Here is a 26752-nt window from a genome sequence, read left to right on the forward strand (position 1 = left end):
TACATTTTGACGGTGTAAACACGGGTGAGTATAACACACAATCCGGTAATATTCAAAAGCGTATCTCATGAACCGGAATTCAATCGTCGATTTCCTACTCTTCCCATCTCTAAAGCAGTCATTACGGATCGATATCCGCCTGCCCGTTCCATCCGAATTAGATAATGTCAGTACACCACTAGTTCAAAACACACCACTCCGGAAGTACCGCCCTGCCAACCGCTCCCTGCAATAGTAGAATGCCCCCATGACGACCATCGTCATCACACTGAAAAACGGAAAGATATCCACCGACGGAGGAATCGATGTTTCGTCCAGCCAGTCGACGGCTCCGACCACCGATTCTCACAATATCAATCGTCACCTCGACCTCGACACAGTGGTCGACCTCATCGAACAGATGCCAAAAGATGAGATCTGCGCCCGACAGAGTACCAAATATCCAAACTGGTCCCGAGGTGACCCTTGTCCTGTCTGTGAAAATACCGAACTCGCTATTATGGAACTTAGAGAAGCCACCTACACTTCCTCTGACGGCGAGTTCGACTTCGACCACTTTACAGATAACAGAGGACCACAGCTCTCGATCGTCTGCAAAGAATGCCGGACACACCTCCTCCACATCCCCTATCACACACTAACTGAATAGGCCGGCAGCAACTCGCTCAGCGTTACGAAGCACAGCTATTGAGAACACATCTCCAAAGTACTCACCGCTCAATTAGGCACTCCTTGGACGAGAAACGGATATTTAGCACCAGTCTAACTGAATGTCGGGCGGTCTGAAGAACACTTCGCTTTTATTGATGTGGACATAGAATTCCTCCCCGGAGATGTGCAAAGTCGACGATCTCATCGCAGAGTATGGGTTAACAGCCCCCGGATCTGACTATGACTCTGTAGATGACTACCTCGCGAAACGGTGGACTGGAACTGACGGCCGCACTTCAGAAGGATATAAAAAACTCACAGACTGGTTCAACAAACGTGTTCTCAAGTCGATATATGAAAACTACGGGAGATCAACTGTTAGCATCCACCTGGACCGAGAATACGATGTTATTGTAAACGAAGATAACATCCAACGCGCCGAGCTCGCGGCCGACCTCGAAGGCGACGGGATGGACATCGACGAACTCAAGAAAACTCTCGTCTCTCACGGTACAATCCGAAATCACCTCAAAAACTGTCTCGAAGTCGAAAAAGACACTCAGTCCACAACCAATTCCACTACTACGACTCGAGAGAAAGCCATCGCGTCGGCGAAACGAATGGCTGCCTCAAAAACAGAAAACATCCTTCCAGAACTTGCCAAAGACGGCGTTGTTCCTTTTGCAGACCAAGCCACCGTCGACGTCGAAATCAGACTACAATGCCCCAAATGCGACACACGGGTCCCCATCGAAGATGCAATCAAGCGAGGATACGTCTGTAACGACCATATGACGGATCCAACTAATACAGACCCACCCAACAATTCAACTCCAGATCCGTCGGAGAATACCGAATCTGACGAAAACGATTCACACCACCAATCAGATACAACGATGAATTCTGTGCCCTCATCACAAACCTCTCTCCTGCTCTCTCTACTGGCGCTCGGAGCCACTTCGTTCTCGTCCCAATCGCCTATGCTAATAGATAGTATGCTCAACACCGCGTAACCATGACCTGGAATCTAGAAATCGAAAATATCGCAGGCATCCATCGAGGGGAGGCTACGATCGAATCCGGTGTGAACGCCGTCCGAGCGAGCAACTGGCAAGGAAAATCGAGCTTCCTCACCGCAATTGAAACAGCCTTCGGGACTGAAACAAGCCTCACTGAAGGCCAAGATCACGGTCACGTTGAGCTCGAAATCGACGACACCACCTACGCTGTCGATCTTGCCCGTACCAACGGCACGATTACACAATCCGGCAATCCATACCTCACCGATGATGTCGATCGTGTCTGTGCTGCCCTCTTTGCGTTCCTCGATGAGACCAATGAGGTCCGGCAAGCCGTCCGTATGGGTGAAAACCTTGAGGACCTCCTCACACGTCCCCTCGATTTCGAGAACGTCGACGAGCAGATTGCCGACCTCAAAGCCGAACAGAAACAGGTCGAGGCCGAACTCGAGCGAGCCCAAAACGCTGCTAACCGCCTCCCGCGCCTCCAAGAGAAGGTCACAACGCTCGAATCCCAACTCGAAGACCTCCAAGAAGAGTGGGACGAGCTCGACAACGAAGCTTCTTCAGATAGTGACGCTCGAGACGAGCTGAGTAACCTCCGCGCCCAGCTCGAGAAGACCAAGACAGACATCAACCGGTACGAATCAACCGCAGATCGCGTCGGGGATGAACTTGAAGCAAAGAAAGAGGAACTTGAGACGTTGGATGTCCCAACACACGAGGAGCTCGAAGACGACCTCGAGGATCTCCAATCTGACCTCCACGAAATCGAACGCGATAAAGAACTCCTCCAGTCGATCTATGAGGTAAATCAGCGCGTTCTCGAAGAAGACCGTCTCTCGCTTCTCACAGACGTCTCTCACGATATGCTCTCTGACCAGCTTGCGTGCTGGATCTGTGGGAACGACACCTCTAGTGAAGAGGTCGAGGCACAGTTAGACAGTATCTCTGACCGTCTTAACTCACTTCGCGACCAAGAGTCGACTCTCCGCAAGAAGGTAAACGAGCTTCAAGAAAAACAACAGACCGTACGGGACGCGGAGCGGAAAGAACGCGACCTTCGCGACCGCATCGGAGACCTTGAATCACAGTTTGATGACGCACAGACGAATCTTGAATCGGCCAGAGAACGAAAAGCTTCCCTCGAAGCACAGATTGACGAACTCGAAGATCAGGTCAGTGAGACGCAAGACCACGCGACTGACCTCCAGAGTGAGATCAAATACACGGAAGCCGAGCTTGAAGACGCTCGTGGCGAACTTGAGACAGTCAACTCGGAAGCCTCGCAGCGTGATGTCCTCGAAGAGGAACTCGAATCTCTCCGCTCTGAGGTCGAGGACCTCCGAACACGCAAAGAGCGTGTGAAGCGAAATACTCGGGACGCATTCGATTCGGCGCTCTCCGACATTCTCACGAGATTCGACGTCGGGTTCGAGACAGCACGCCTCACCGACAACTTCGACCTCATCGTCGCACGTGGAGGCCGCGAAGCCAGCCTTGACGCTCTCAGTGAAGGCGAGCGGGAACTCCTCGGCATCATCGCTGCTCTTGCCGGCCACGAAGCATTCGATGTCGCTGACCGGGTTCCCGTTATGCTGCTCGACGGGCATACCGGTCTCGACGATACCAACATCCACCACCTCGTCGATTACCTCTCCGAACGCGTCGATGTCCTCGTCCTCTCCGCCTTCCCCGAGTACAACGCCTTCGAGGGTCACGAAGTCACTCCAACCAACTGGGAGACCATCTCCTACGGAGACGATGTTGAGGAAGTCGTAGGATAGCTCTCGCTGCTCACTATTGATTTAATACCCCCGCGGGGGGTTAATCTCTCAACGACTTTTTGCGAAGACGCGACTTCTGGCTCCCATATACGACTCTATCCGACCGCCCTGACGTTCACTCATCACGCCTACGAGTATCTGCTCTACTGTCTCCCGATCGCGGAAAACACTTTGTCGCCGGACCACATATCCGCAGGTAAGTTCGCCCCCTATGCGGCCAGTAGCACTCGCAGCTACCATCATCCGGGTTAACATCCAGTCCCGGAGTGGTGATGTATGACCTCCCGGTTTGATACCCCCGCGGGGGATCAAGACAACCCCCGCCCATCCGACGAGCCTTCGTTGACGATCACTAGGGCTACACCTCGGCAGTTTTCCAGCCTCTTCGTCGCCTTCCTTCTCCTTTCGAGTGTCTGCTTCTCTACGATTGCGGTAGTCGCGACCAACGAATCCAACTCCACCGCGCAACCGCCGGTTGACGGGAATGCTCGTGTATTTGTCGCGAGTGACCGCGATACGGAGGCTCTCGGCATTCCGGGTGGCGGTCGTGGCGGCATCCTCCTCCAGTATGTTGTGGAGGCCAACGCGTCGACTGAAAATCTCTCCCGCGCAGTTGACACCTACACGCTTACGACCAATCCAGAGACGCGCGTCCGTATTGATGGGTCACCCCGGACACTGCAGGAGTACCGCCTTGACCAGCTAGCGAGAGTCGAACGAACAAACTCAACGAGTCGGTGGCCGGCGAGCGCACCGGACCGGGAGGATAGCCTATTCATCAAAGACGGCTTCATCGCGTATATGGGTGCGACCAGCGCTGCCGAAGTGAACGCCCCGGGAGCGGAAACAAACGGTACTTATCTGATGGGGCCCGACGGGCGTGTCCTTGAGTACGTCGACTACCGCGTCGCCCTCCCAGAACCAAATACGACAACCCGCTATGTCCGCGAAACAAAGGACGTCACCCTCAACATCCCTGCGCCGGAGAACAACTCGTCGGACGACGTACAGACTGTCACCAAGACAGTTGAGTTCGAGACGCTCGACGGTCATACCATCACACGTACCGTCAGCGCCACCGGTCGTGGCCCGCTAACCGTAAATCGCTCTGTGACGGCCATAGTCGGCGGCTATCGCACTAATACCACATACGATCTCGCCTCACAACGGGTTGAGCGTAACCTCAGCATCGGCGATCAGACGTGGTCGAAACACACGACACCAGAAACATCGCCACGAGAGGCCCGGCATATCGACTACGCAAACGCTCCCCCGTCGGATGGCGAGAGGCAACATCTAGAGCTCCAGGCGACGATCAACGTCACCGCGGAAGTCACCACTGATCACTATTTCTACCATCCGCACAACGATACGTGGACGTACACCCACACGGAGGTTAATGCCACCTATGATGAGCTCACCGTTAGCGACGATCGGCCAGTCCACGTTGTCCCACCAGACAGCGTCTCGATTTCCCAGCGCGTAATTGAGGAACCACACGACCGCCGCTCCATCGTCCTCTCTATCGAGGGGCCGGAGTATCTCTCTGAGCGGGCACTCTGGAGTTGGGCCGCCTTCAACGTAGAAGGAGACTCGAATGCCAGTGCCCACCGCCTAACGAACGTCTGGCAGGTCTATGGTGTCCGTCAGTACCGCTGGGGTGAAACAACGTCGAACTGGGACACAGACCCACAACGTACGGAGTTCCCACCAACACTTGCCCTCCGGCTCACTGCTCGACAACCGTCCCCAAGTGTTGAGGCCGTCGGAGAAACGGATGTGTATCGTCACGGACGGGTGACGGATCTCCGCCAGCGCACTGTTCCTGGCGTCTCGAAGCGGGCGACCCTAGCGGAAAATGTGAACCTCACTACGGCGACTGCCAACCAGACCTCGAGAATTGTCATCAGGGACGCCCCCGGTCAGATTACCTCCGTAACGTCGGTCTTCGGGGATGAAATCCCCGTCTCGACAACAGAGGTCACCTCGATGGAGGATTCGTCGCTCACCTACACAACAATTCCGCCGGGAGAGGGAGAAGAGAACGAGCCGCCGGAACTCCGACTCCGTCTCACTGGCCCAGACGGAACTCCACTCCCGGATCGGAAACTGATCTTGACCGGAGCGACCGACTCCTCAGTCACTACAAACGACAACGGTGTCGCCTACGCTACGTTCGATAGTGCGACGATCACCGCGCGCTTCCCTGGTGACCCATACACAGAGAATCACGACATCTACTACTCGTCCAGCCACACAACCGCGACCTCTCCCGGAAACGGGAACCTGATTGCCGATCTCTGGACGTTCTTTTTACGGCCATTACAGGCCGCTCTCCTCTCGCTGGCTGTGAGCGTAGGCTTGCTCGTCGGAGTCGGCTGGTATACCATCAAGTAGCCACCCCTCGCAACATTTTCTCAAGACTGACGATACCCACTTCTGCGTCATTCAGCAGCCTTAAGAACTTCAGTTGACGATGAGATCGTAGCGCGACTCACTGTCCTCGGTCAGTGGCTATCTCCGATTGGTTCGGGGGTAGAAGTTTTAGGTATTGGACAACATATCTTGACACAGCGATTCACATGGAGCGCTCTCCAACCACCCTTAGTAGGTGGCTCTCCCGTGTCAGTCGCCGTCTTCGCCACCGAAAGTCTGGGGACTCAACAGAAACCTCCGCAACGGAACCGTCGACGTCATCCAGCGTCCTCTCGGCCAAAGTTCAAGACCGTCTCTTGGGTGTCGCACCCACAGCTCAACAGACTGTTTCCTCCACTGCGGCGATGGCTGTTCTCCCGATCATTCCGCTATTTAACCCCCTTGACCCAGAGGATTGGTTCGAGGGGATCGTCAACACGCTCGCGACCGGGCTGACGAACGTCCTCGGCGAGGTTTTCGTGGGGATGGTCCAGGAATTTCTCGTCATCGACCCGCTGTACTACCAGGAAGGAGCGAATGCAACTTTTATACAGAATCTCCAGTACTCGCTGATTCTCTTTCCGACCGTCATCGTCCTCGGGACGATCGCGGCACTCTTTTCGGAAGCCCCAGAGGGCTCCTATTTACGGCAGGGAATCCGTATTGTTAAAGCCCTCTTCGCACTCGCTCTCATCCGTCCATTCCTCCACGTCGCGGTCGTCTTCACGAATAGCGTTACGAAGCTCGTGATGCCCGAGACTTACGCTGTCTCCCTCGCCGGCCCCGCCCTCAACAACGCCATCGGCGATTTGATGGGCTCGGCTATCGCCGCTGTGCTCGTTTACCTCGCCGCCGGTACAATCTCTCTCATCGCTATCGCTCTCGTTGTGATGATCCTCTTCCTCCGCATCTTTATGATCCATCTCGTCTACACCGCTTTCCCGATCCTGCTTGTTATGTGGTACACCGACTGGGGACCACTTCGGTACGCGAACGACGTCGCTATGTTTGTCTTCAAGGTCACAGCGTATCTCCTCCTCGCGGGGCCGCTCGTCGCGCTCGCTCTTCAGACCGGCTGTAGTATGTCTGCCCCGGACATCTGTGTGGCTAACGCGAGCGGGGCTCACGGCCCAGAAGCACTCACTGCCGGAATTGACCCATCGCAGAATAAGCTCGTCCTTTGGAAGCGGTTCCTCGGCTGGCTTTCCGGCCTCGGCCTCGCCGGTTTCGTCGGGATCCAGGCCCTGTCGATGGGTGGGAGTTCCGCCGGTCATCTTCTCGGATTTAGTGGCCTGAGTGCGTTACGCGGCGGTGGCAGTGGTAGTCCGTCTTCGTCCGGAGGTGGTGGTGGCGGAGGGGGTGGCGGTGGACCGACTCCGTCCGGTGGCGGTGGCGCCGGACAGCACACCCTCCGAAACTTCGGCGGCGGTAGCGGAACCGGCCCAAAGGCGTATGGAGCGACTGGCTCAGCAAAACCCGAATTCCACCCTCGACAGGCAGCTAGTTCGACGAAAACCAATCTAAAACAACGTGTCTCGTCGGCACGGAATACTGCACGGAGTAACGCGCAGCGCGCCTACCGTGGCGTAAAATCACGGAAAGAATGGATGAGTCAGGCTACGTGGGGACAGGGTGCTCGAGCTGGGGCCGGATTAGCAGGCGGTGGCGTGGCGCTCGGTGCTCGTGAGGCGAAAGCGGGTGTGAGCCACGTGAAAAATAATCTCAACGAGCCGATTGCGAATTGGCCCGGCCACGCCTATCGGAGGGCGAAGAACGGCGATTGGAACCCACCGAATGACGATCTGGGGATAAGTACGGACAGCGAAGTGGCAGCGGATAATGAAGTGTTGGCACTACCTGAGGGGAATCCGCCTCTCCCAGAGGGTGAGACGCTGACCCCAGAGTATGAAGACAGAGCACTCGATCCCAAGGAAGCTCAAGCGGTCGCTGGCGGGTCCGACATCGAACAGGCGAATCCGCATTCGGTCAACGAACCAGTCCAAGCTTGGTACGACCGCGTGAAGGCAAAGGACCAGCAAAAAGTGGAGGCGATGCGCCCTGACCTCATCAATCGAGATGTCTCCCCGCCTTCCTCCTCACCATCGGAGGAACAAATCCAGGAGTCCGTCGACGACTACGTCGACAGAACCCGCAACACAGACTCATAACGATTCAATCCGAATATCTCCTTTGGTACCGAATCTCCTCCAGGACCACGTTTGAACTAGTAATTGGCCCTTCTATAGCTATTGCTCGAGGAGCGTGCTTCCCGGCTGATATTTTAAATAGCAGAACGCGGTAGATTAGTACAGAAACACAAACACATGGGTTCCGAAACCACCACCGCCCGTCGCGTGCTGGCGACTCTCCCTAGGCACCCACTCTCGATTTCGGATTTCATCAGCCTCCAAGCACCCGATAGTTTCGAGTCCCCCTCCACCTTGGACGGCATCGACATTCACACCCGAGTCGACACCTCCAACATCCAAAATCTGGGCGGCGTCGTCGCTATCGGTGATGACTGGGTTGACCGTGAGGGCATCGTCGGCTTCCGCTTCGTCGCCGGAGACACCTGGTTCGGTGTCGGCTTCGAACCAGAGACTGGCTGGACCATCCTCACCGAGGATTCCATCGACGAGAAGTTCTCGCAGGCTATCGATGATCGTATCGCGACTTGGGCAACCACCTTCTACGAGGAGGAAACCGTCCGGCCGTCGTTCTATGATACTTTCGCGGCCGCCTGTGTGTCCCAGCTTCCACCGCGCCCGCTCCAGCACGGTGAACTCGGTGAGATACTCACTCCTGGAGGGATTTACCAGGAGTCCTTCGTTGAGGTGGTTCCCGTTCCCATCATCCAGATCGAACACACCGACAAGGTCATCGCCTTTTTGATGAAGGTTACTGCCCCTGATCGGTCCGGTCACGTCGTTGAGTATGGGTACCGCCTCCACACCGACGGCGTCTGGCGCAAGGCATGGGCTGACATCATCCCCGGCGAAGAGACCGAGGAAGTCGGTCTTCGTGATCGGCCAGTCGCCACTCTCATCGATGACGCCAATCAGGATTACTTGAATGAGATTGACTTGCTCGTGGAGCCTCCGGCCGATCACATCCAGATCGAGGTCTACATCGATGTGATGTCACCAGAGCCAGCACCCGGTGGTATGTGGACTGCGGCATCTGACTGGTTCCCATCTATCGAGTACGGTGCTCCCATCGTGGGCTTAAATACTGATGAGAATCCGGGCGAATTGACTGTCGTCGGCTATCTCGAGGGAACGGAGACCGCTGTCTACGTCGGTCTCAACCGCCAGGATGACACGTGGGAAGAGATCATCTTTTTCGACCGCCCCGCCGACAAACGACAGGATACGGAAGTTGTCCATACTATCGACGGCTGGCTTCAGAGTCAGTACGGCGCGCTCGTTGGGCCGTCGCACCACCCGCTCATCCAGCTCACCGACTGGGAGTCGAAGGTTCCCGACCTTTTTGCTTCCAAGTAATCGACCTCGATGTCAATCGGGGAGAGAATTTTTAGGCATTCACGACACGTATTCACACAAGACGTCCCATGAAACGGTACCCAGTAGCCGGCCAGTTACTCGAGCATCGCCTCTTCTTCGGACTCAGCGTCAGCGATCTCGAAGTCGGCGTAATCCCACTCGCCGCTATCATCCTTGCGTCCGGTATCAACAACGTCTTCGAGCCCTCGTTCAGTGGGCTACTTACTATCGGAAGCGGGATTCTCGGCCTCATCGTCGGCTTGTACGTTCTCTGGCGAACACCTGCCGGTCAGACCCCTCGCGAGTGGCTCATCGGGGCTGCAAAACACATCGTGGGCCCGGATCGCTATCTCTGGCAACCCGTCGAACGCGGTCTCGTTTCTGGACAGCACCTTGATGACATCCGCACTTTCCATTCTGAGGATTCCGAAACCTCCGACGACAACAGCGATCCGGACCCAGAATCCTCGTCCTCGAGTGCCCCCCAGCAGTCCGCCTCAGATGATAACAGCGGTCAGCAAATCGTAACTGACGGCGGGCAGATGCACTCTCGCGAACGCCCACAGCGTGACCCGAGCCAGTACTACCACCAGCTCACGCAGGAGGAAACAACAACGCAGTCGCAACTAGCTTTCGAGTACGTTCGCGAAGACGGCATTATAGTCACCGAGAGCGACAACGAGGAACCTGCGTACGTCGGCCTTGTTCACATCACCCCGACGAGTTGGCTTTCCCTCGACGATGAAGGACGCCAGTCTACGATCAACGCGTACGCTGACGTTCTCCGTGGAATCTCTTACCCCTTCCAAGTGCTCGCCCTTCCTCGTGAATTTGACCTGACGACGCACTTCGAGGAGATCGAACGTGCAGCCTACGAGGCTGAGGATCCGCCAGACATTATGCAGCTTGGTCGGTCGACGTATATTGACTGGCTCAACGAGTCGGTCGGTACCCGGCGAGTCAAAGTCCGTGATTTCTACATCGCCGTTAGGGTCGAAAGCTCGCACGTCCGAGAACAGTCCTATGGCCACTCTACAGACGTTGTTTCGGGATCTCTCTTCCAGCGGATCGTGGGCTGTGTCAATTCTGTTACCTCCTCAGTTCGTTCTCGGATCGGCTCGAATACCGACGACGACGTCATCGAACGACAGTGTATTTCTGAAGTTAGAAGTCGGCAACACGAGTTTGCCGAAGCACTCCCCAGGACCGGTGTTCAGACCGAAGTGATGGACGACCGGGCAGACGTTCTGGACGTCCTCTACCGCTACTACAACCACGCCGACTCACCACTCGACGAGTATTCTCCCAAATCCTACGCGGAAGTTCTCCCAGCTCGCCGGTCGTAGTGATTCCCGACCATCCCAGCATCTCTTCTTCCATCTTCTCGACTGTTCCTGCGGCACTTGAGGTAGCACCACTGCCAGCGTTACCCCACGAGTGAATTATCTCTGTAGTTTGTGGGGTAACTCGCTGCCCTCCCTCAACCCACTTGTCGAAACGCCTTCTTTGTGGAAAGGTATCAACGGGCGAAACCATTTACCGAGGCACTACGTATCCCACGATGGTATGAGTAGCGTCCCAGTAGCCTGGGTACTCGGAATAGCATCTGCTACCGGGCAAGTGCAACAGATCATTCAGACGATCCAGCGAGCGATCCAAGGCAGCCCGAACGCTCCGTCACCATTCATTCTTGTCGGCGTCGCTGTCGGCGTCGCCCTCCTCCTCGGTCTCGGTATTCTTGCGTCACGTCGATTTGTTGGTTCGGCTCAACATCCATCTACAAACGCAATGAAAGGCGCACCTGAGACGGAGGCCAACAGCGGCGTTCTGAATCGTCTTCTCTCTCGGCTTCCCGGTAGTTTTGGATCTATCCCTGGTGCCGGTACCTCCGCCCGAACAGATCCAGCCAACGTCAACCTCGAGGAAATCGACGACGAAACCTTCGACCGCGCCGTCAGCATCCTCGAACAGGAAGGCCGGGAGACGAGTCGGGCAAACATCCGTGAACAGGTTGCCCGCCTCATCGACTTCGAGGCCGCCGACCCCGACGAATTCCGCCTTGGACTCATCCAAGACGCCGACAGCCAAGCCCAGATCGACCAAGCGAGCGTCGCCCCACCAAGTATCGTCCCCGAAGATCCAACCACTCTCTACCGGAACGGCGAATTCGTCCGTATCCTCACTCCCGCAAGCGCTCCTGAGAGTGTCTTCGGTGGCTGGCTTATCAACCTCACCACGACCAATCTTGATGTCCGCGTCAGCTATCATCACACTCCCCGCGACCCCACGACGATCCGCGGTGCCCTCCAGGACCGTCTCACTGAACTCCAAATCGCCCTCTCTCGGAAGGAAGAAAAAGGCGCGACAGACTATCACGAAGACCTCAACCGCCGGGAAGAACTTGATCGTCTCCTTCGTCGCCTCACCGAAGGGACGACTCGACTCTACGACATCGGTATCTACATCGAAGTCGCTGGCAGTACCCGCGATGAACTCGAAGAGACCGCTCGGAAGGTCCAGCAACTCGTGGCTGACCGCGACGTCGAACTCGTTCCCCTTGAATTTCGCCAACTTGAATCTCAAGACGCGATCGCACCTGTCGTCTCCGACCCCATCCAGAACACGGACCTTATGGAACACGACGCGGCGGCCACCCTCTTCGGCTTCGTCGAGCCCGCCATCGCTCACGAGGACGGTGTCCTCTATGGCTTCGATGAGACCGGAAACCCTGTCATCGTCGACCGATACAGCCTCTCCGGCTTCTCTAAAGTCATCACTGGGAAGATCGGGTCCGGAAAAACGTTCGCCGCAAAACTTTCTCTCTGGCGCCGTCTCCTCATCGACCCTGAATTCACCGCTATCGCATTCGACCCCACCGGTGACGACTTTGTCGACTTCTTCGAGACCCTCGGTGGCGATGTCGTCACCTTCGGTGGCGACGTCACCATCAACCCGCTCGAAATCCACCGCGGTACGGGTGAGGCTGAAGACCCCTACAAGGACAAACTCCGTTCCTTGACGGGGATGGTGCGGACGTTCTACGATCAGAGCGGTGACAGCCTGAGCGCCGAACGTGCTGGCCTCATTCAGCAGGTCTTCCACCTTGCATACCTTATGTACGGTATCACTTCCGAACCCCGCACTCACGAACGCGAAAACCCCACTATGGAAGACGTCCTCGACATCCTCAAGGCTCTTGCTGATGGTGAGGACCCACTTGAATTCGTCAGCTACCAGGGAGATGCTACCGAACTTCACCGTGAGGAACGCGACGAGCTCGATGAACGCGTTGACGAAGTCACCTCCCGACTTCAGTCGAAGGACGATAGCAACCTCAAGTCCGAAGCCAACAGCCTCCTCCGCTCGCTCGAAGCCTTCCAGCCAGGTGGCGTCGCTGCGAACCTCTCTGGGAAGACGACCGTCGACCTCGAGGACGAGCGGCTCATCGTCTTCGATATGAGTGCCTTCCAGGATACCAATCAAGCCCCTCTCCTCCAGCACGTTATGCTTGATTGGAGCTACCAGCGGGCTCGCGAGAACTCCCGCCGGATGGAGGTCATCTTCGAGGAGGTTCACTACCTGCTCAGTCAGAAATCTGCCCGCTCGCTCATCGGCCTGTTCACCCGCCATTCCCGACACTTCAACGCTGGCTTGACGCTCATCTCCCAGACTGCAGAAGAATTCATGCAGGAGACTGACGATGTCCACTCACCACGCGCGATCTACGACCAGTGCGACATCAAGCAGCTGTTTTACCAGGAATCAATTTCAGACGAGGTAATCGACTACTACGACCTCTCCCCAGCTGATGTCGAGGCCATCCAGAGCTTTGCACGTGGACAGGAATCCGAGTTCAGTGAATGTCTCCTGAGCGTCACCGGAATCGCGCGTCGACATCTCGAAATCCACGCGAGCGAGCTCACGGTTGATCTCCTTACTGAACCTGAGACGGCCGCCGCAACCGCTCAGTTGGTTGAACAGCGTCGCCAGCAGGCTGCCACCGCTCGCAGTGAACAGACTACCACCCAACCAGAGGAGAGCGCTGAGACTGCCGGTGGTTTAGGCGAAGAAGTTGCTGAGAAGGAAACTACTGACTCCAGTACGAAATCCAGCGAAACTAGTGAGCCTCCAACTGACCCCATCACAGACGGAAGTGGGGGGTCACCCTCCTCTGGGGACGCTGCTGACGACACTAACTCCGAATAATACTCTTCCATTCTCTTCTCGCTCCGTCTACCTTGCCTCTCGTCATTTCTCACCTCCCCTGTAGTCCACCAGCACAGTCGGAGAGAGCGGGTTTTCGCCTGTACTCCCCGGTGGAGTTAAGTGTTAGACCAGCATGGTTCAAACTAACCGGGAGACAGATATGACCAGCGTACTCCTCGGTGTCCAGCTCGTAGCTTTTGCCATCGCGGATGCCCTCCCTGGTGGCCTACGCGGGCTTGGACTCCTCACGGCTGCCCGCGCACAGTTCGCGACGATAAAAGCCGACCTGATGGCTCAGGCCGCGCCGATTTGGACTCGGCAGATGAGTGTGATCTTGCAGGCAGACTGTCCAGATGGGACTGAGGTTAGCTCAAATGAAGTCATCCAGTCCATCCACAACATCAACGACTTCATCTTCCTCCTTGGGTGGACGCTCGTCCCCGGAGGATTCGTCCTCGGAGGTATCCTCTACTTCTACGGCTGGAACCAGTCTTGGAAAAAGCGGGGCCTCCGGCTGATGGTTGGCGCGGTCGCGATCGCCGGCGTCATCCTCCTTTGGGGCGCTATCGCTAACCTCATCCAGTGGGCGACCGGCGGCACTTGTGCGCCCACCACGTAACGGCGTTGAGTGGATCACTGGCGCTGGCAGACTACCGCCTTGCCGTCCCCACCTTCTCGGCGTCATCAGTAACTACAACCTTGACCACGCTCTTGCTAACGCGAGCTGCCACACCCCTGTCGCTCTCGGAGCACCGCAATCCTATCCTCGACTGAGGGGTGAACTCGAAGGAACCACTCGATAACAAACGGAGCCCCCCACGGAAGGGACGACGTCCCGGTCTTCTTCGAACTCTCCTTCGCTCGGAGATCGGCAACCGACTGCAATGCGGTTATCGCAGTCTCACTTCCCACCCGTTGTCGTTCGTATTCGTCGGCAGCCAACTCAGCTCGGCGAACCCACCGTACGAGGCCGAACCGGAACCCGAACGCGAGAATGCCCATCACCACACCGAGTGTCTGCATCGATGGCGAAACAACCGCGAGTATCCCACCGACACCACCGAAGAAAATCAATCCGGCCCCAGCAGCGAGGCGAAGATGTCCAAGAACGTGATGCCCGTGCTCGTGGTGGAGGATTGCGCGGAGTGATTCTGGCGAAATACTGTCATCTTCGAGGAGGGTCTCGCCAACGAAGACCCGGCGAAAGGGCCAGACACCCGCCGCCATCGCCGTCGAACGAAGCCCCACCGTGGCAACCCAAATCGACGTGTGGGGGTCAGCATCGATCTCCTCTGGTACGATCGCTGCGTATTCTTCAGGTGTGAGCGGCCGCGCCATATTCAGAAACGGCAAGAGCGTGATTGCGAAGAACAGGTAGGTGAACGTGAGCGCCCAGGTCACCGGCATTCTGAGCTCAGATGGAATCGGCAGCGCCGTCCACGGTGCTACAACTAATATAAAGAGTCCACCAACGACCAACGCAACCCGGAGAGCGTGATCGTGGCGCGCCTCCGGCGTCTCAAGATGACTTGTCGTCTCCCTCCAAAACATCGAGATGAACGGCGCACCTGTCACCGCCAAACACCCGAAATAGCTCGCAAGGATGAGCATCGGAAAGAGTCCTTTGACGACGACATTCGGTGAGGGCATCGGATATTCTGGCGTTAGTCTAACAAAGAACACCCAGACCAGAGTGGTGAATCCACCACTGACGATAGACCCCCCTAAGAACAGCACGAAGAAGTTGTTCAAGTGATCTGGAAGCCAAGAGACCCACCGAAAGCCTTCGGACACTTCATATTCTTCCGAGGCGGTTTGATCCGTGTTTTCCGATGATTCCGTCGACGCCGATGCCTCTTCGCGGTTCAACCTATACTCATCGTAACGGTTTACCACAGCACCGATCTGCCAGCCAAGTCCCACTGCGATAAGCATCGGGACCGTCACCCCGACGAAGAGCAGCGCCGTCGCCGATGTAACCCCAAACACGAATCTGACCAGAACATAACTAAAGCCCGCCACTATGGGGGCAGTAAGAAACACACCCAGCCCCCACCAGACCAACGTATCGACCGGCGAAGGTATCCACGCAAGCGACGAACGAGCCTCGGATAGGACTCGTCGCCACCGTGGACAGGGGCTTGAGTCGCCATTCGAGGTCATCTTTTACCGTAGATCATGCTATCTGAACCCAAAAATTGTCCGGGGGCTCCAGTCCCTCGACCCACAACTGGCTATGAAAACGAGTGCTTAGGAGACACCGCGCCTCGACTGAGCGAGCAATCAATCGGCCCAAAACTCCCGAATAGTATTTTACGCTGAGCAGATGAAATATCTGTAGAGGCCACTACTGGCTATGCCGACGCTCCCAGCCTTCACTCGAGCTTGGCTCTCGCCGGCCCCGCTCACCGATGACCATACCCAGTCGCCGCCCGATACAAGGACAGATCGCACTTCGCATCCGTCGCGGTCGGTAGAGCCGACCCAGACGTCTCGGTCCCCTCGCTCAGGCCGCCCGAGGAACCGACGTCCCCTCTACGGTGTTCTGTTGACCCTCAGCGTCATCGGTATCCTACTCACGGCGGCCACTGGCCCAGCTATCGCAGCACACCCCGCTGACTCCACGAGTACCACAGAGAGCCAGAACCTCTCTTCTACTTCGCTGCAATCCACGAATGTAACCTCGCCGTGCCAAACTCAGAACAATAACTCGTACGGATGGACGGAACACTACGCGTGTATCCAAGTTCATCTCTACCAGCAGGATCAGGATCTCTCGATCTTCCCAGAAGACGCAACACAGGCCCGGGAAGCTGCGAAGAACGGAGAGTCGGCTGAAACCATCGAGGATTGGCTCTTCCGATACTATCGTACGGAGCAATACCCCGACTGGTGGATGCCGTCAGAGGAACAGATTGAGCAAACCCCGAAGCTCAAGCTCTATCCACTCACGAACGAAACAGTTCACGAGTACGAGACCGCTCAATCTCTCTCCGTCTTTCCGGAGGATGCTCGAGCCGTCCGGTTTGCGGCAACTCATAACGCGACGGTAAACGAACTCCGGATGGCCCTCCTCAACTACTACGCCGTTCAGTGGGATCAGGGCTGGCGGCCGAACTCAGAATCATCCACGACTACCACGACCAACGCAACCGCAGGAGGGGGCTCAAACGGAGGGGAATCGGAGAGTACCGCCGAGTCGAGTTCAAGTAGCGCTTGGTATGCTCCGTATCTTAGTGGGATCGTCGACGCCGCAAATCAATTTCGTGGATGGATGAGTGGAGTGCAGGAGTTCATCGGTGGGCTCCTCATTTGGAGCTTCAAGAATCCCATTATCGCAGGGATTGTCATCTTCACGTCTCTCGTCGTGTTCCTCCTTCTCGGAGTCGCCCGTCGGATGCGGCGGACGTGGACGGCGATGCTTGCGGTCTGGTCTCGATTCGTCCGCGCGATCGTCTGGGTGGCCGATACTATTGGCATCGGAACGCTCCGGCGAACACAAATCAAATTCTTCCGATTCCGTCGCACTCTCAACGTCTATGCTCACGCGCTCGCAGCGATAACAGGCTGGGCAATCCGCGAAGGGTTCCACCGTGTCGACCGTACGATCACAGACTACGTCACCGACGAAGACTCCAGCACGTGGTCGTATATCGCACCACCCGCTCACGCAAGCGCCAGTAGCACAGCTGATGCCGCCGTCTCGGAGACAGCGTACGCGAAGAGCAAGCGCCTCCTCGATCCTCTCGATGCACCAGCCGTGTACGAACTCGATGAGGATGAACCACCGCGACCAGGAGACGACCTCTGGTACCGCATTACGGCCTCCGATCAGCCGGCCTCACCGGAGACAATCACCAAACAGATCGAAGGTCTACCCAATCTCACTGACGGGCTAGAAGTCATCATCCGATCGGCACCTCACGACCCCGAGATCGGAGGAGAAGAAAGCGAGCTTCAAACTACTGAAGGCGATGGCAACCGACTCGCAATCGAGGTTCTAATCCACTTCATCGAGGACGGCCAGACGAGCACGCTCGACCGGACGAAACACAACTGGGTACGACAAGCCTTCGGTGGTCCCGACTACGACGTCACACCCGTCTCGACGACGCTCCAGCGACTCCTCCGCGCCCGGCCGTACCGGCGGTGCAAGCATCTTCTCGGGAATGATGCGACCCCATCAGCGACGTTCCCTTGGAGTAACGCGCAATCATCGGACGCCGCGACAGACGGTGGGCGGACTCTCGACGAGGACACGCCCACACCGAGCGAACGTGCAGCTGCAGCCGAGGTGATTCCTCAACGGTACTTCCGAGAGCATCTTGAGGATCAGTTCACTGCGGTTTGCCCGGAAGCGCCCGTGAGCTATCCACTCGGTTCCCGAGGAACCCGCCGTTGGGACTTCCTCCAGCGACTCAACGTCTTCGACGAAACCGCTGCCGAAGAAGCCCCTCCGATGGAAGCCGCTCTCGATGCACTCCTCGAGACCGACGAACCTGCACTACTCCGTGCCCGGATTACATCCGCAGGCGACCTCAGCGACATCATTCGGCAGAAACTCGACGTCATCGAGGGTGAGGAAAGCACCCAGTTCGACAAACGAACAAATCGCCGTGGGCGTAGCCGTGCGACACCAAGCTCGGGAGAGAATACCACCGAGGAAGACCGGGCTGCTGCTCGAGAACGAGAGAGTAGTCGGGTCCGTGGGGAAGTCGCGAGCGCGGAAGGGACACGGAACGAAGAACTCCAGAACAAGGGTGTGACTCGGAGTTTCAAAGTCACGATGGATGTCTTCACCCAACCCACACCCTTCTTGAACGATGCCCTCGAAGAGACTGCTGGAGGGTCAGTTGAACCCTCCTCAGAGGCCCACCCCGTCCCCTCCCTCCTCTTCAATTCAGATGGGGACTCCACCTCTGCCTCGACAAATACGGCGAGTGACGGGGGCGTCTTCACCGAAGAACAGCCCGATCTCAACGAGATAGACAGTACTGCCGATCTATCTGGTTCCGACACCGACATCGAGACCTTAGCGAGTCGAGGTGACACTCTCCGAGTGACTCCCGAGACGCTCGCTAAAGCCGCAGCCAGCCAGCGGACTACGGCTCGCGACGACGCCTGGCGGCTCGCAAAAACGTGGGCGACTGCTGCTGACGGCGAGTTCAACAAGCTCACTGAACCACCAGAGAACAGTCGCCTCGCAAAGTGGGCACGGCAGTTTGGATGGCGGAGACATACGCTCGGACAGCTCCGTGACTCGTACCGTTTTCACCGCGCTCAGGAGTATGCTGGTAGGGCACCCACATTCGGCCTACACTACTCTCTCCGTCGCCGCTGGCCGATCGTCCTCGCCGCCGCCGACGAACTCCCTTCGTTCACAGCACTCCCGAGTACCAGCGCTGTCTCGGACGACCTCGCAGCCCATATGGAACGCCAACTCTCCCACACAGCCCCACTCTCTGAACTCTCTCCTGCCGAGGACAACGAAATCATCGGTACGGACATTGACGGGGCCACGCTCGGCTATGCGTTCGATCGTCTCCACGCTAGCGACCTCACTCGTCCCGTCAAACATCGCACGGACTATATGGACCGGTCGATCCTCCACCAAGGGCTCCCCGGCTCCGGGAAGTCTGTCGACCAAGCTCACGAGATCGTCGAGCGTCGGAAGGCCACGAACGGCCCCATTATCATCTACGCCGGCCCCGGCGCAAACGTCGGTGAACTTGCTGTGCGCGGTCTCTTGGATGAATTCGGCGAAGACTGGGTGCGCGAGCACGTCCACTGGTTCGATATGCCCGAGGTCCTCCCCGGACTAACGGTCTTCGACACACGACCCGCCCAACAGGCTGACGACGCCCACGGCAACCCCCAGGCTGCAGAGAGCGTCGCGACCGACGACATCTCTCCCCAGCGCCCTGATATCGCTTCCAAGGACACCAGCTGGGAGACACACGGCTCACAGGTTATGCAGACTGTCCGGAAGATCGCTGAACTTCTGATGGGTGAGAGCGACTTCCAGAACGCCCGCGTGTCTCGTGATGTCCTTCGGGCCCTCGGGACGGCTGGCTTTTCACCACACACATATCCGACAGGCGTCGATGGCACGCCTGCGTACAAGCGGAAAGGCGGTGATACCAGCAATAACACGCTCCCAACTGCCGACGACCTCGTGAGCGGCGGAAATCGCTCCAACGATGAAAACGAGGACGATTCAAGATCTCGACAGCCCACCGTGATGCCGTTCCGCTGGGGGTACGACGCCAGCCCGAACGTCTATCCCCTCTGGCAGCTCCAAGAGCAGACCCAGCAGGTCACCGAACTGACGAGGTTGATGGATCCGGATATTCCGATCAATCCTAAGGATATACTGCCTGATCCGGGCTCGCACGCAGTCAAGCGGAATATGGAGACGCCGTTCAACAATCAACAGCACACCGCCCAGCAGATCCTCGGCGGTGTCACCAACCGTTTGAACGCGCTTACGACGGACGCCCGTCTCGCGCCCCTCTTCAATAACACGACCCGGCGGTTCTCCTTTGCCGACTTCCTTTCTGGCGATCGCCAGAACGACGTCCTCATTTTCGACGTTGAGGATCTCGATCCGGACGCCCAGCGTGACTTCGTCCTTACACACGAACTCCTAATGCAGTACGAACTCGAACTCTACAAGTCCTTCCTCAAAGAGGAGGCAACTGCGGACGATTACTACGTCAGCGTCTTCATCGACGAGGCCGGCCGCCTCGTCGAGCCGGATGACCTTGCAAAGATGATCGCCGTCGCCCGCAACCACTCTGTCTCCCTCTCACTTGCCGTCCAGACGCCCGACCAGCTCTTCGACGCCGACACCGACAACAGTGTTGGCGACGACCCGACGTACGCCGAGATCATCGGTAATATTCAGACGACCGTCGTGCGTGCCGGTGAAATCACGCGTCAGCAGGCAAAGGCGCTTTGTCCGGCCGACCTCGAGGTCGAGGACTTCATGGATCACGTCCGCGATCTCCCCGTCGACCACCGGCTCGTCCAGTATCCGACACCTTCCGAAGGAACACGGTCTCAGACCATCGAAATCGCCCGCATTCCCCTTCCGAACTGGCATCAGGATGCCGAGGAAGCCCCCGAAGGATACGATTCTCGCGAAGATTTCGAGGAGGCCTTCCGAGAGGTTCGCGCCGATGTCATCGACCAGACGAACGAAGAGTACGGAATCCCCGACGACGAGTCAGAATCGGCTGTCCGTAACCGGGCGATTCTCAACATCCCCGAACTCGCCCACCATCTCACAATAGACGACCCACTCCTCCCGGTTGTCCTCGCGTGGGCGACTTGGATAGTCGCTCGTGACCCACCCAACGGGCCCGGTGAAGAAACTCTGCACAGCGTCTCCAACACCGACAGCAAGCTCCCTGACCTCGAAGACCCAGTTGAACCAAATAATGATTCGACGATAGAGGACTCCCCGGCTGAGGAAGTCAGCGCGATAGATGTCCTATCGGACGATGCAGGACCCGATGAATACACAGCTGAATCGGTATCTACCAGTCGCGAGAACGATTCTCCATCCACTACGAGCGAGCAGCCAGATACGCTGTTCGACTCAGGTGGGTGGGCTCGCGACCAGTGGGATGAGGCGAAGACCGAGCTCACCCAATCCAATACCGAGCGCCAGACTCCTCCCTCGGCCGCTGAGAGCTCAGGCCCTGCGTCCAGTCTTCATCACGTCCTGAAGGGCAGTATGACGACTGACGAGTGGGAGGAGCTTACCGACCTCCTCGAGAAGGGGAAGTCGCTTTCCCCAGAAGAATGGGCGATTCACACCGACCTCCCGACGTACCGGAAAGACGAGGAATCCATCCAAGCCCGTGCGCTCAACAGCCGTGTCGCGACTCTCCTCAACCAAGGTATCCTCACCGAGGATGAAGTGGCCCGGATTCAGGAACTCATCGATCTCGCACGGGATACCGGGAACTGGCCACCGACTGCGGTTCGTGATCGTCTCGACACGGAGTCCGAAACTGCGCCAGCAGACAAATCGTCTCCCGAACAGCAAAGCGCCACTGTGGATAACGAGAGTGTGTCCGCGGCGATCGAACGCCGCCGGACCAGTGAGAGAAATTCTGTTGGGATCGACCCGTTCGATGGGGAGGAACCACGACCCGGAACGTACCGCTGGGTGCGCCTTGACGAGATGTACCGCCGGCTTCGCCTCGAAGTCGAGAAAGTCCTCGCCACAGAGGACCTCAACGAGGGAGAACGTAATCGTCGCCGCGATGCCCTCCCCTCGCTCAAGGCGTGCGCCGATGAGATCGAAGCGTTAGGCACCATTATGACCCATCGGGGCGTCGCTGGCGACACTCCCATCCCGGAAACAGACGGTATCTTCGAGATCGAACTCGCGAAGCACCGTGACGACGTCCCCGGCGACGAGGGCTACGCCATTCGGTTGACTCCCGAGGGTGCTCGTCTCCTTCTCGAAAACGTCTTTTCGACTGGCTGGGTCGCAACCGCTGGGACCGATACTCACGATACCGGCCTTCGAGACGCTATGACGGCACTCGAAGACGCAGTCCCCACCCGAGTCAGTGGCCGGATCATCGACCAAGACACCGGGGACATCCCGGACGCCGTCCTCACAGTCTTCGCCAGCGAGCCTACGGAGTGCTTCGCTGACGACATCATCTCATGCACAGTCGAAGAGGAGACCGACCCACGTCGACACCCCACGAAGAAACTCCGTAACCTCAAGAAGGCGCTTAACACTACTACGAAGAGTGGCGAATGTCGCCTCCCCATCTTCGTCGCCGAAACGCCGTGGGACGAAGACGCGGGGGCCCCCGACCTTGGACCTGCCACCGCATTATCGAACATCCTCCGTGATCCGATGAACACTCAGTGGTTGGGTCGCCGGTTCTACTCGCAATCGAACACGCCAATCGAATTCGACGGCGGCGCCCGCGACGGCGGTGTCACCGCTGTCGTCCCCCGATCGATCGAAGAGGGCGCAGGCACGTCAATCTGGATTCGCGACCCGGACCCCGACTCGAACGATTGCCTCCTCGTCGACCCGACTGCCGACGACATCGGCCACCCCGACGACGAGGATATTCAGCTCCGTATCGCCCCCGGTGACTTCCAGAACCTCACTCCCTCGAGCATCCCGTACCGGGCTACCTGTCCCCCGGGAAGTGCAAACGAGTCAGCTCGCTACATCGTTGAGACTCCGGGAAGCGAGCAGACGTACAAGTACGAGACGGAAAAGCGGTTCCGTGAGGATTGGGTCCGCGTCAACAAGCCATTCGTACCCGACATCAAGTTCCGGCACCCGGACTATCCGGAAACCGCATATGCCATCCTCGTCCGATACGAGCTGCCCCGCGCCGGCGACGACGCACAGGCACGTATTGCCTGGTTCGATCATCGGACCTCGGGCGACGAGGAGATGGGGACGCTTCGGCCCGTCGAGGACCTCATCGAAGCGATTCAGACGGGCGAACTCAAGCCGGCGTCCGCTGGCCCTGGAACGGCACCCGAGAGGACTCACGAAGACGAAGTCTCGACCGACGAAGCACAAGACTCTGAAGTGGATGAGGAAGACACTGGCGCGTCATCATCGACGGACGAGGCACCAGACGAATCCACTCCCGAGCCATCCGACAACAAGGACGAAGAGCTTGACGGCGATGATACTGACACAACGCAGTCCGAGGAGGGAGAGACAGACGATACTTCCGAACCACTCCAGGATGAGGGGAAAGCAGCTACCGCCGCGTTCATCGCGGCTTACCTCCGTCCTGCACCGAACAACGTCGTGGACGTGGATATCGCCTTCGACCGTTGTCAGGAATTCGCGAGCACGCACAACCTCGTCTCACCAGAATCAGAGGACGAGTTCGCAGAAACGATCGATTCCCTCTTCGATGCGTTCGACACGGACACCGGAATCGACGGAGACCTCTTCGACATCGATCGCGACGTCATCAGTGCCCTCGAAGAGGGATTCAATATTGTCTCAACGTCAGGTGGAAACGAAGACAGCACTCGAACCGTTATATTGGGTGTGAAGATGGTTGATCCCACAGAAGAAGACACGTCGTTCTTGACGGAAGCAGCGCCCGAGCAGTCGGCAGGTGGTGCGGCGTTCATTGCGAACCAGCTCACGTCCGACCCTGACGGAGCGCTTCCGAGTTCGGAAACCTATGACGAATACGTCGACACCGTCACCGACTGGGGATTCGAGTCTCTCCCTGACCGAGGTTCGAGTGTGACGTTCAAACGGTTCCTCCAAATCTGGGGTGCGGTGCTGTTCGGCGTCTCGGTCGAACGGAAACGCCGGCGGATCCACGGGTCGCCTACGCGGTGCTATACGCACCTCGAGTGGCGCGAGTAGCCTCTTGATTTTCTCTCTCAGTCTACCGCCTCGATCTCCCGTCTAATACTATGAACTCAAACTGATATTTCCGATAATTTCCCTTCTGACGGTGTCCCTTAATCCTCGATTTTCTAGAACTATTACTGAATAGCATATTTTGGATAAACCACCGGACGGAACGGTAATACAATACTGGAACGGTGAATTGGAACGCGAATCTCTGAGGACTCACAAAATCACCATATAGCGTCGGGATGGTAAACTGGAACGTCAATCATTAGCATACACTCCCGAAAGGACCGGATCCTTTTGCAAACTGGAACACCGTGCAGTCTTGCGGTTTTCACCGGAAACCTGGACACATCTACGCACCACCACACACCAGCATCTCGATAAACTGGAACTCCGCGCAGTCTTGCGATTTCGGGCCTATAGTCAACTCCGTGCTCAGAACACCCTTCGAGCGACTCTCCGCACTCTCGAAACTGGAACGCTACGCAGTCTAGTGATTATCCCCGGCTATTGAGAAACTGGAACACCCCCTTTCCCACTAGTATAGAGGGGGCAGATTCGTGTGAAAGGGGGGTACCGATGTGTTCCGGCGAGCGGGTACCCTGGCAGCGGGTACAGGCTGGCCCCCTGGGCGGTCGTCGAAGACGAGTGTCTGATGCGTATCAGATTGTGGAGAAGTCGGTAGCCGAAGCCGAGGTGAATAGCCGTTGTGTGTCGCGTGGAGAGCGCGGCCTGTCGTAACGTGGGAGCTGGTGGGTGGCGTCGAGGTGTAGCATCGAGCGCGCGTGGGGAACATACGGCTTTGCGTACGAGCGAGTGGGAGTGGATGGTCGTGTCGCGGTGGTGCCTACACTAGGGTCTGCTGGCTATCGCACGGGGACGTCAGGGTGCGTATCTCAAACAGGCTAGGGACGTGCTGCGTATCGCGGCTCTCGCCTCGTGGTTCGTTCTCAGCGTGAGGACCGGGCACGGTGACGTCGACTTCGCGAGGGGCTGTCGGCTGTACTCGAGGCGGGGGGTCGCGCCGTCGTGAGACGCCGTGGGCTGTCGAGAGAGCATAGTGGTGTGGCCTCGGCGGCCGAGTGGTCGCTGTCGCCACCGCGTTCCGGCGTGACGGCCGTCGGCTCGCTGCTCTGGCGCGTATGGATGCCCAATCGGTGTGTCTCGAGAAGGGTGCCGCGCGCGTCGGGGTCGCGCGCGCTTTGGATCGAGACCGCCGCGACGAGCAGAGCTCGTCGGACGGTCTCCGTGGGTGAATTAGGACCGCGTCGTAGCGGCGGCTGATTTCCGGGACCTGCTCCACACGCTCTGGCCGCTGACGGCGGGCCACGATTTCGGGGAATCGCGTAGCTTTCCCCGAAATCGGCCGCCTCACCGGCCAGTCCGTGGGAGCCGATGTCGTCCACTCACCCGCCGAAGTCCGCGGATTGCGCGGTCACGAGACACCGACGCGAACCGGACCCTACCCGCGAGCGCAACCCGCTCGCGGGTCCCTTCCAGTCCGCGACGGCGCCTCGTAACACCGCTCATCGAGCGGATTCGGCGGCCTCGGGAGACATCGGGTCGTGCTACGACCAGGTTTCCTCACTCGGTCGGCCCCCTTGCGCTGGCGCGTGCAGTAGCGCGCGCCGCGCACTCACCGGGAGGGGCCGCCGGAGCCACCAGCGATTTCCGCGGACCCTACCCGCCCCCACCGGGGCGGGTCCCTTCCACGGAAATCGGGCGCCTCTGTCGGCCTCCCGGCGAGTCGGGGCGAAGCCGGGCACGGGGCCTGCCGAGCCGAAGGCACGGGAGATCGCGTCGCTCACTCCGTTCGCCTGAGTCATACGTCGCCAGCACGCTGAACCGGACCGGGTCACGATTTCGCGCGGATACCTTCCCGCGCTCGCAAGCTCGCGCGGGCCCCTTCCACACGAAATCGACCGGTTCAGCGCGCGGCGACGCACGACTCAGCCCGGCCATATGCGGCCGATTCATCTGCGTTCACCGACCCGCACCCGGACCTCGATTCCGACAGACACTACCCGCCTTCGGCGGGTCCCTTCTCCCGGAATCGGCCGTGCGCGGGTGGTTCACGTTGTTCATCGGCCGCATCTGCCGGGTTCGCGACTCCCGTACCTCGGCGGGCAGGGCCCCGCACCGGGCTTCGTTCTGGCGGTACGGGCCACCCGCCAGAAGCCGCCGAGCAAAAATTAATTTCTTTCCTCTTAAGCGTCCACGGGACGGGCGGGGGAAGCCGCCGTGCCGTTCCTGACCTGGCACGATCTCAGCGGACCCTACCCGCGCTCACACGTTCGCGCGGGTCCCTTCCACTGACATCGGCCAGCTCACGACGGCAGCCGGCTCCCCTGCCGGTACCCGACGGCGCTCGCGCTATCACACACGCGCGAGCGCCGTCGTTCCGACAAGCTCGAGGCCCTGACGCGGGCCGCGATTCCGCGGAGATACTTCCCGCGCTTCGCGCGGGCCCCTTCTCCACGGAATCGGCCGCCTCAGTACCTCTCGCCGTGTCGGAAGGAACGCTTAAGAGGAAACCATCCCCCCCACTTGTCGGATATGAACTGCACGTCTTGGGGAGACCACTTGCCGGATGCCTCTGGCGCGTGCATTCCCCTGATCGCGGCCGCCTTCGGCAGACACTACCCGCCTTCGGCGGGTCCCTTCTTCCGAACGCGCCCGCGTCAGGGGTGCACCCGCCGGACGCCTTCCAGCTTGTGGCGCTGGGCGCGGGCCTCGATTCCGGCAGACACTACCCGCGGCGCATCCGGTCGGTGCGCCGCGGGT

11 protein-coding genes are annotated in these 26752 nt (G+C 58.2%); 10 read left to right on the forward strand and 1 reads right to left on the reverse strand.

Annotated features, from left to right (window positions below; all coding sequences use genetic code 11):
- Positions 1–247 precede the first annotated feature (247 nt).
- The 9 genes from B4V06_RS01055 (at position 248) to B4V06_RS01095 (ending at position 14200) form a co-directional block, all read left to right on the forward strand.
- Positions 248–649 (forward strand): hypothetical protein, encoded by a 402-nt coding sequence (locus tag B4V06_RS01055; RefSeq protein WP_498166819.1) that lies wholly within the window; start codon positions 248–250, stop codon positions 647–649.
- Between the two features lie 184 nt (positions 650–833).
- A complete protein-coding gene (gene rdfA / locus B4V06_RS01060) occupies positions 834–1664 on the forward strand; it encodes a rod-determining factor RdfA (protein ID WP_498166822.1) in 831 nt (276 codons plus the stop codon).
- 2 nt (positions 1665–1666) lie between these two features.
- Positions 1667–3457 carry an archaea-specific SMC-related protein gene (locus B4V06_RS01065; RefSeq protein WP_498166824.1) on the forward strand — a complete coding sequence of 597 codons (1791 nt, stop codon included), beginning with the start codon at positions 1667–1669 and terminating at the stop codon, positions 3455–3457.
- A gap of 276 nt (positions 3458–3733) precedes the next feature.
- Positions 3734–5854 (forward strand): DUF8186 domain-containing protein, encoded by a 2121-nt coding sequence (locus B4V06_RS01070; protein WP_498166827.1) that lies wholly within the window; start codon positions 3734–3736, stop codon positions 5852–5854.
- A gap of 383 nt (positions 5855–6237) precedes the next feature.
- Complete coding sequence (locus B4V06_RS01075; RefSeq protein ID WP_498166829.1) at positions 6238–8040, forward strand: TrbL/VirB6 family protein; 1803 nt, start codon at positions 6238–6240, stop codon at positions 8038–8040.
- Between the two features lie 273 nt (positions 8041–8313).
- A complete protein-coding gene (locus tag B4V06_RS01080; protein ID WP_498166832.1) occupies positions 8314–9375 on the forward strand; it encodes a hypothetical protein in 1062 nt (353 codons plus the stop codon).
- Positions 9376–9443: 68 nt separating this feature from the next.
- Positions 9444–10721, forward strand: a complete 1278-nt coding sequence (locus B4V06_RS01085) for a TraC-like domain-containing protein (protein WP_498166835.1) — start codon at positions 9444–9446, stop codon at positions 10719–10721.
- A 220-nt stretch (positions 10722–10941) separates the two neighbouring features.
- On the forward strand, positions 10942–13581 hold the full coding sequence (locus B4V06_RS01090) for a VirB4 family type IV secretion system protein (protein ID WP_498166838.1): 2640 nt from the start codon (positions 10942–10944) through the stop codon (positions 13579–13581).
- Between the two features lie 160 nt (positions 13582–13741).
- A complete protein-coding gene (locus B4V06_RS01095; protein WP_123623000.1) occupies positions 13742–14200 on the forward strand; it encodes a hypothetical protein in 459 nt (152 codons plus the stop codon).
- Between the two features lie 95 nt (positions 14201–14295).
- Here B4V06_RS01095 and B4V06_RS01100 read toward each other — a convergent pair whose 3' ends face one another.
- Positions 14296–15624 (reverse strand): M48 family metallopeptidase, encoded by a 1329-nt coding sequence (locus B4V06_RS01100; RefSeq protein WP_311173274.1) that lies wholly within the window; start codon positions 15622–15624, stop codon positions 14296–14298.
- A gap of 505 nt (positions 15625–16129) precedes the next feature.
- On the opposite strand from B4V06_RS01100, the gene B4V06_RS01105 reads away from it, so the two are divergent.
- Positions 16130–23974 carry a P-loop NTPase family protein gene (locus B4V06_RS01105; RefSeq protein WP_498166842.1) on the forward strand — a complete coding sequence of 2615 codons (7845 nt, stop codon included), beginning with the start codon at positions 16130–16132 and terminating at the stop codon, positions 23972–23974.
- Positions 23975–26752: the final 2778 nt, after the last annotated feature.

This window comes from Halorubrum sp. B53 (assembly GCF_059752395.1).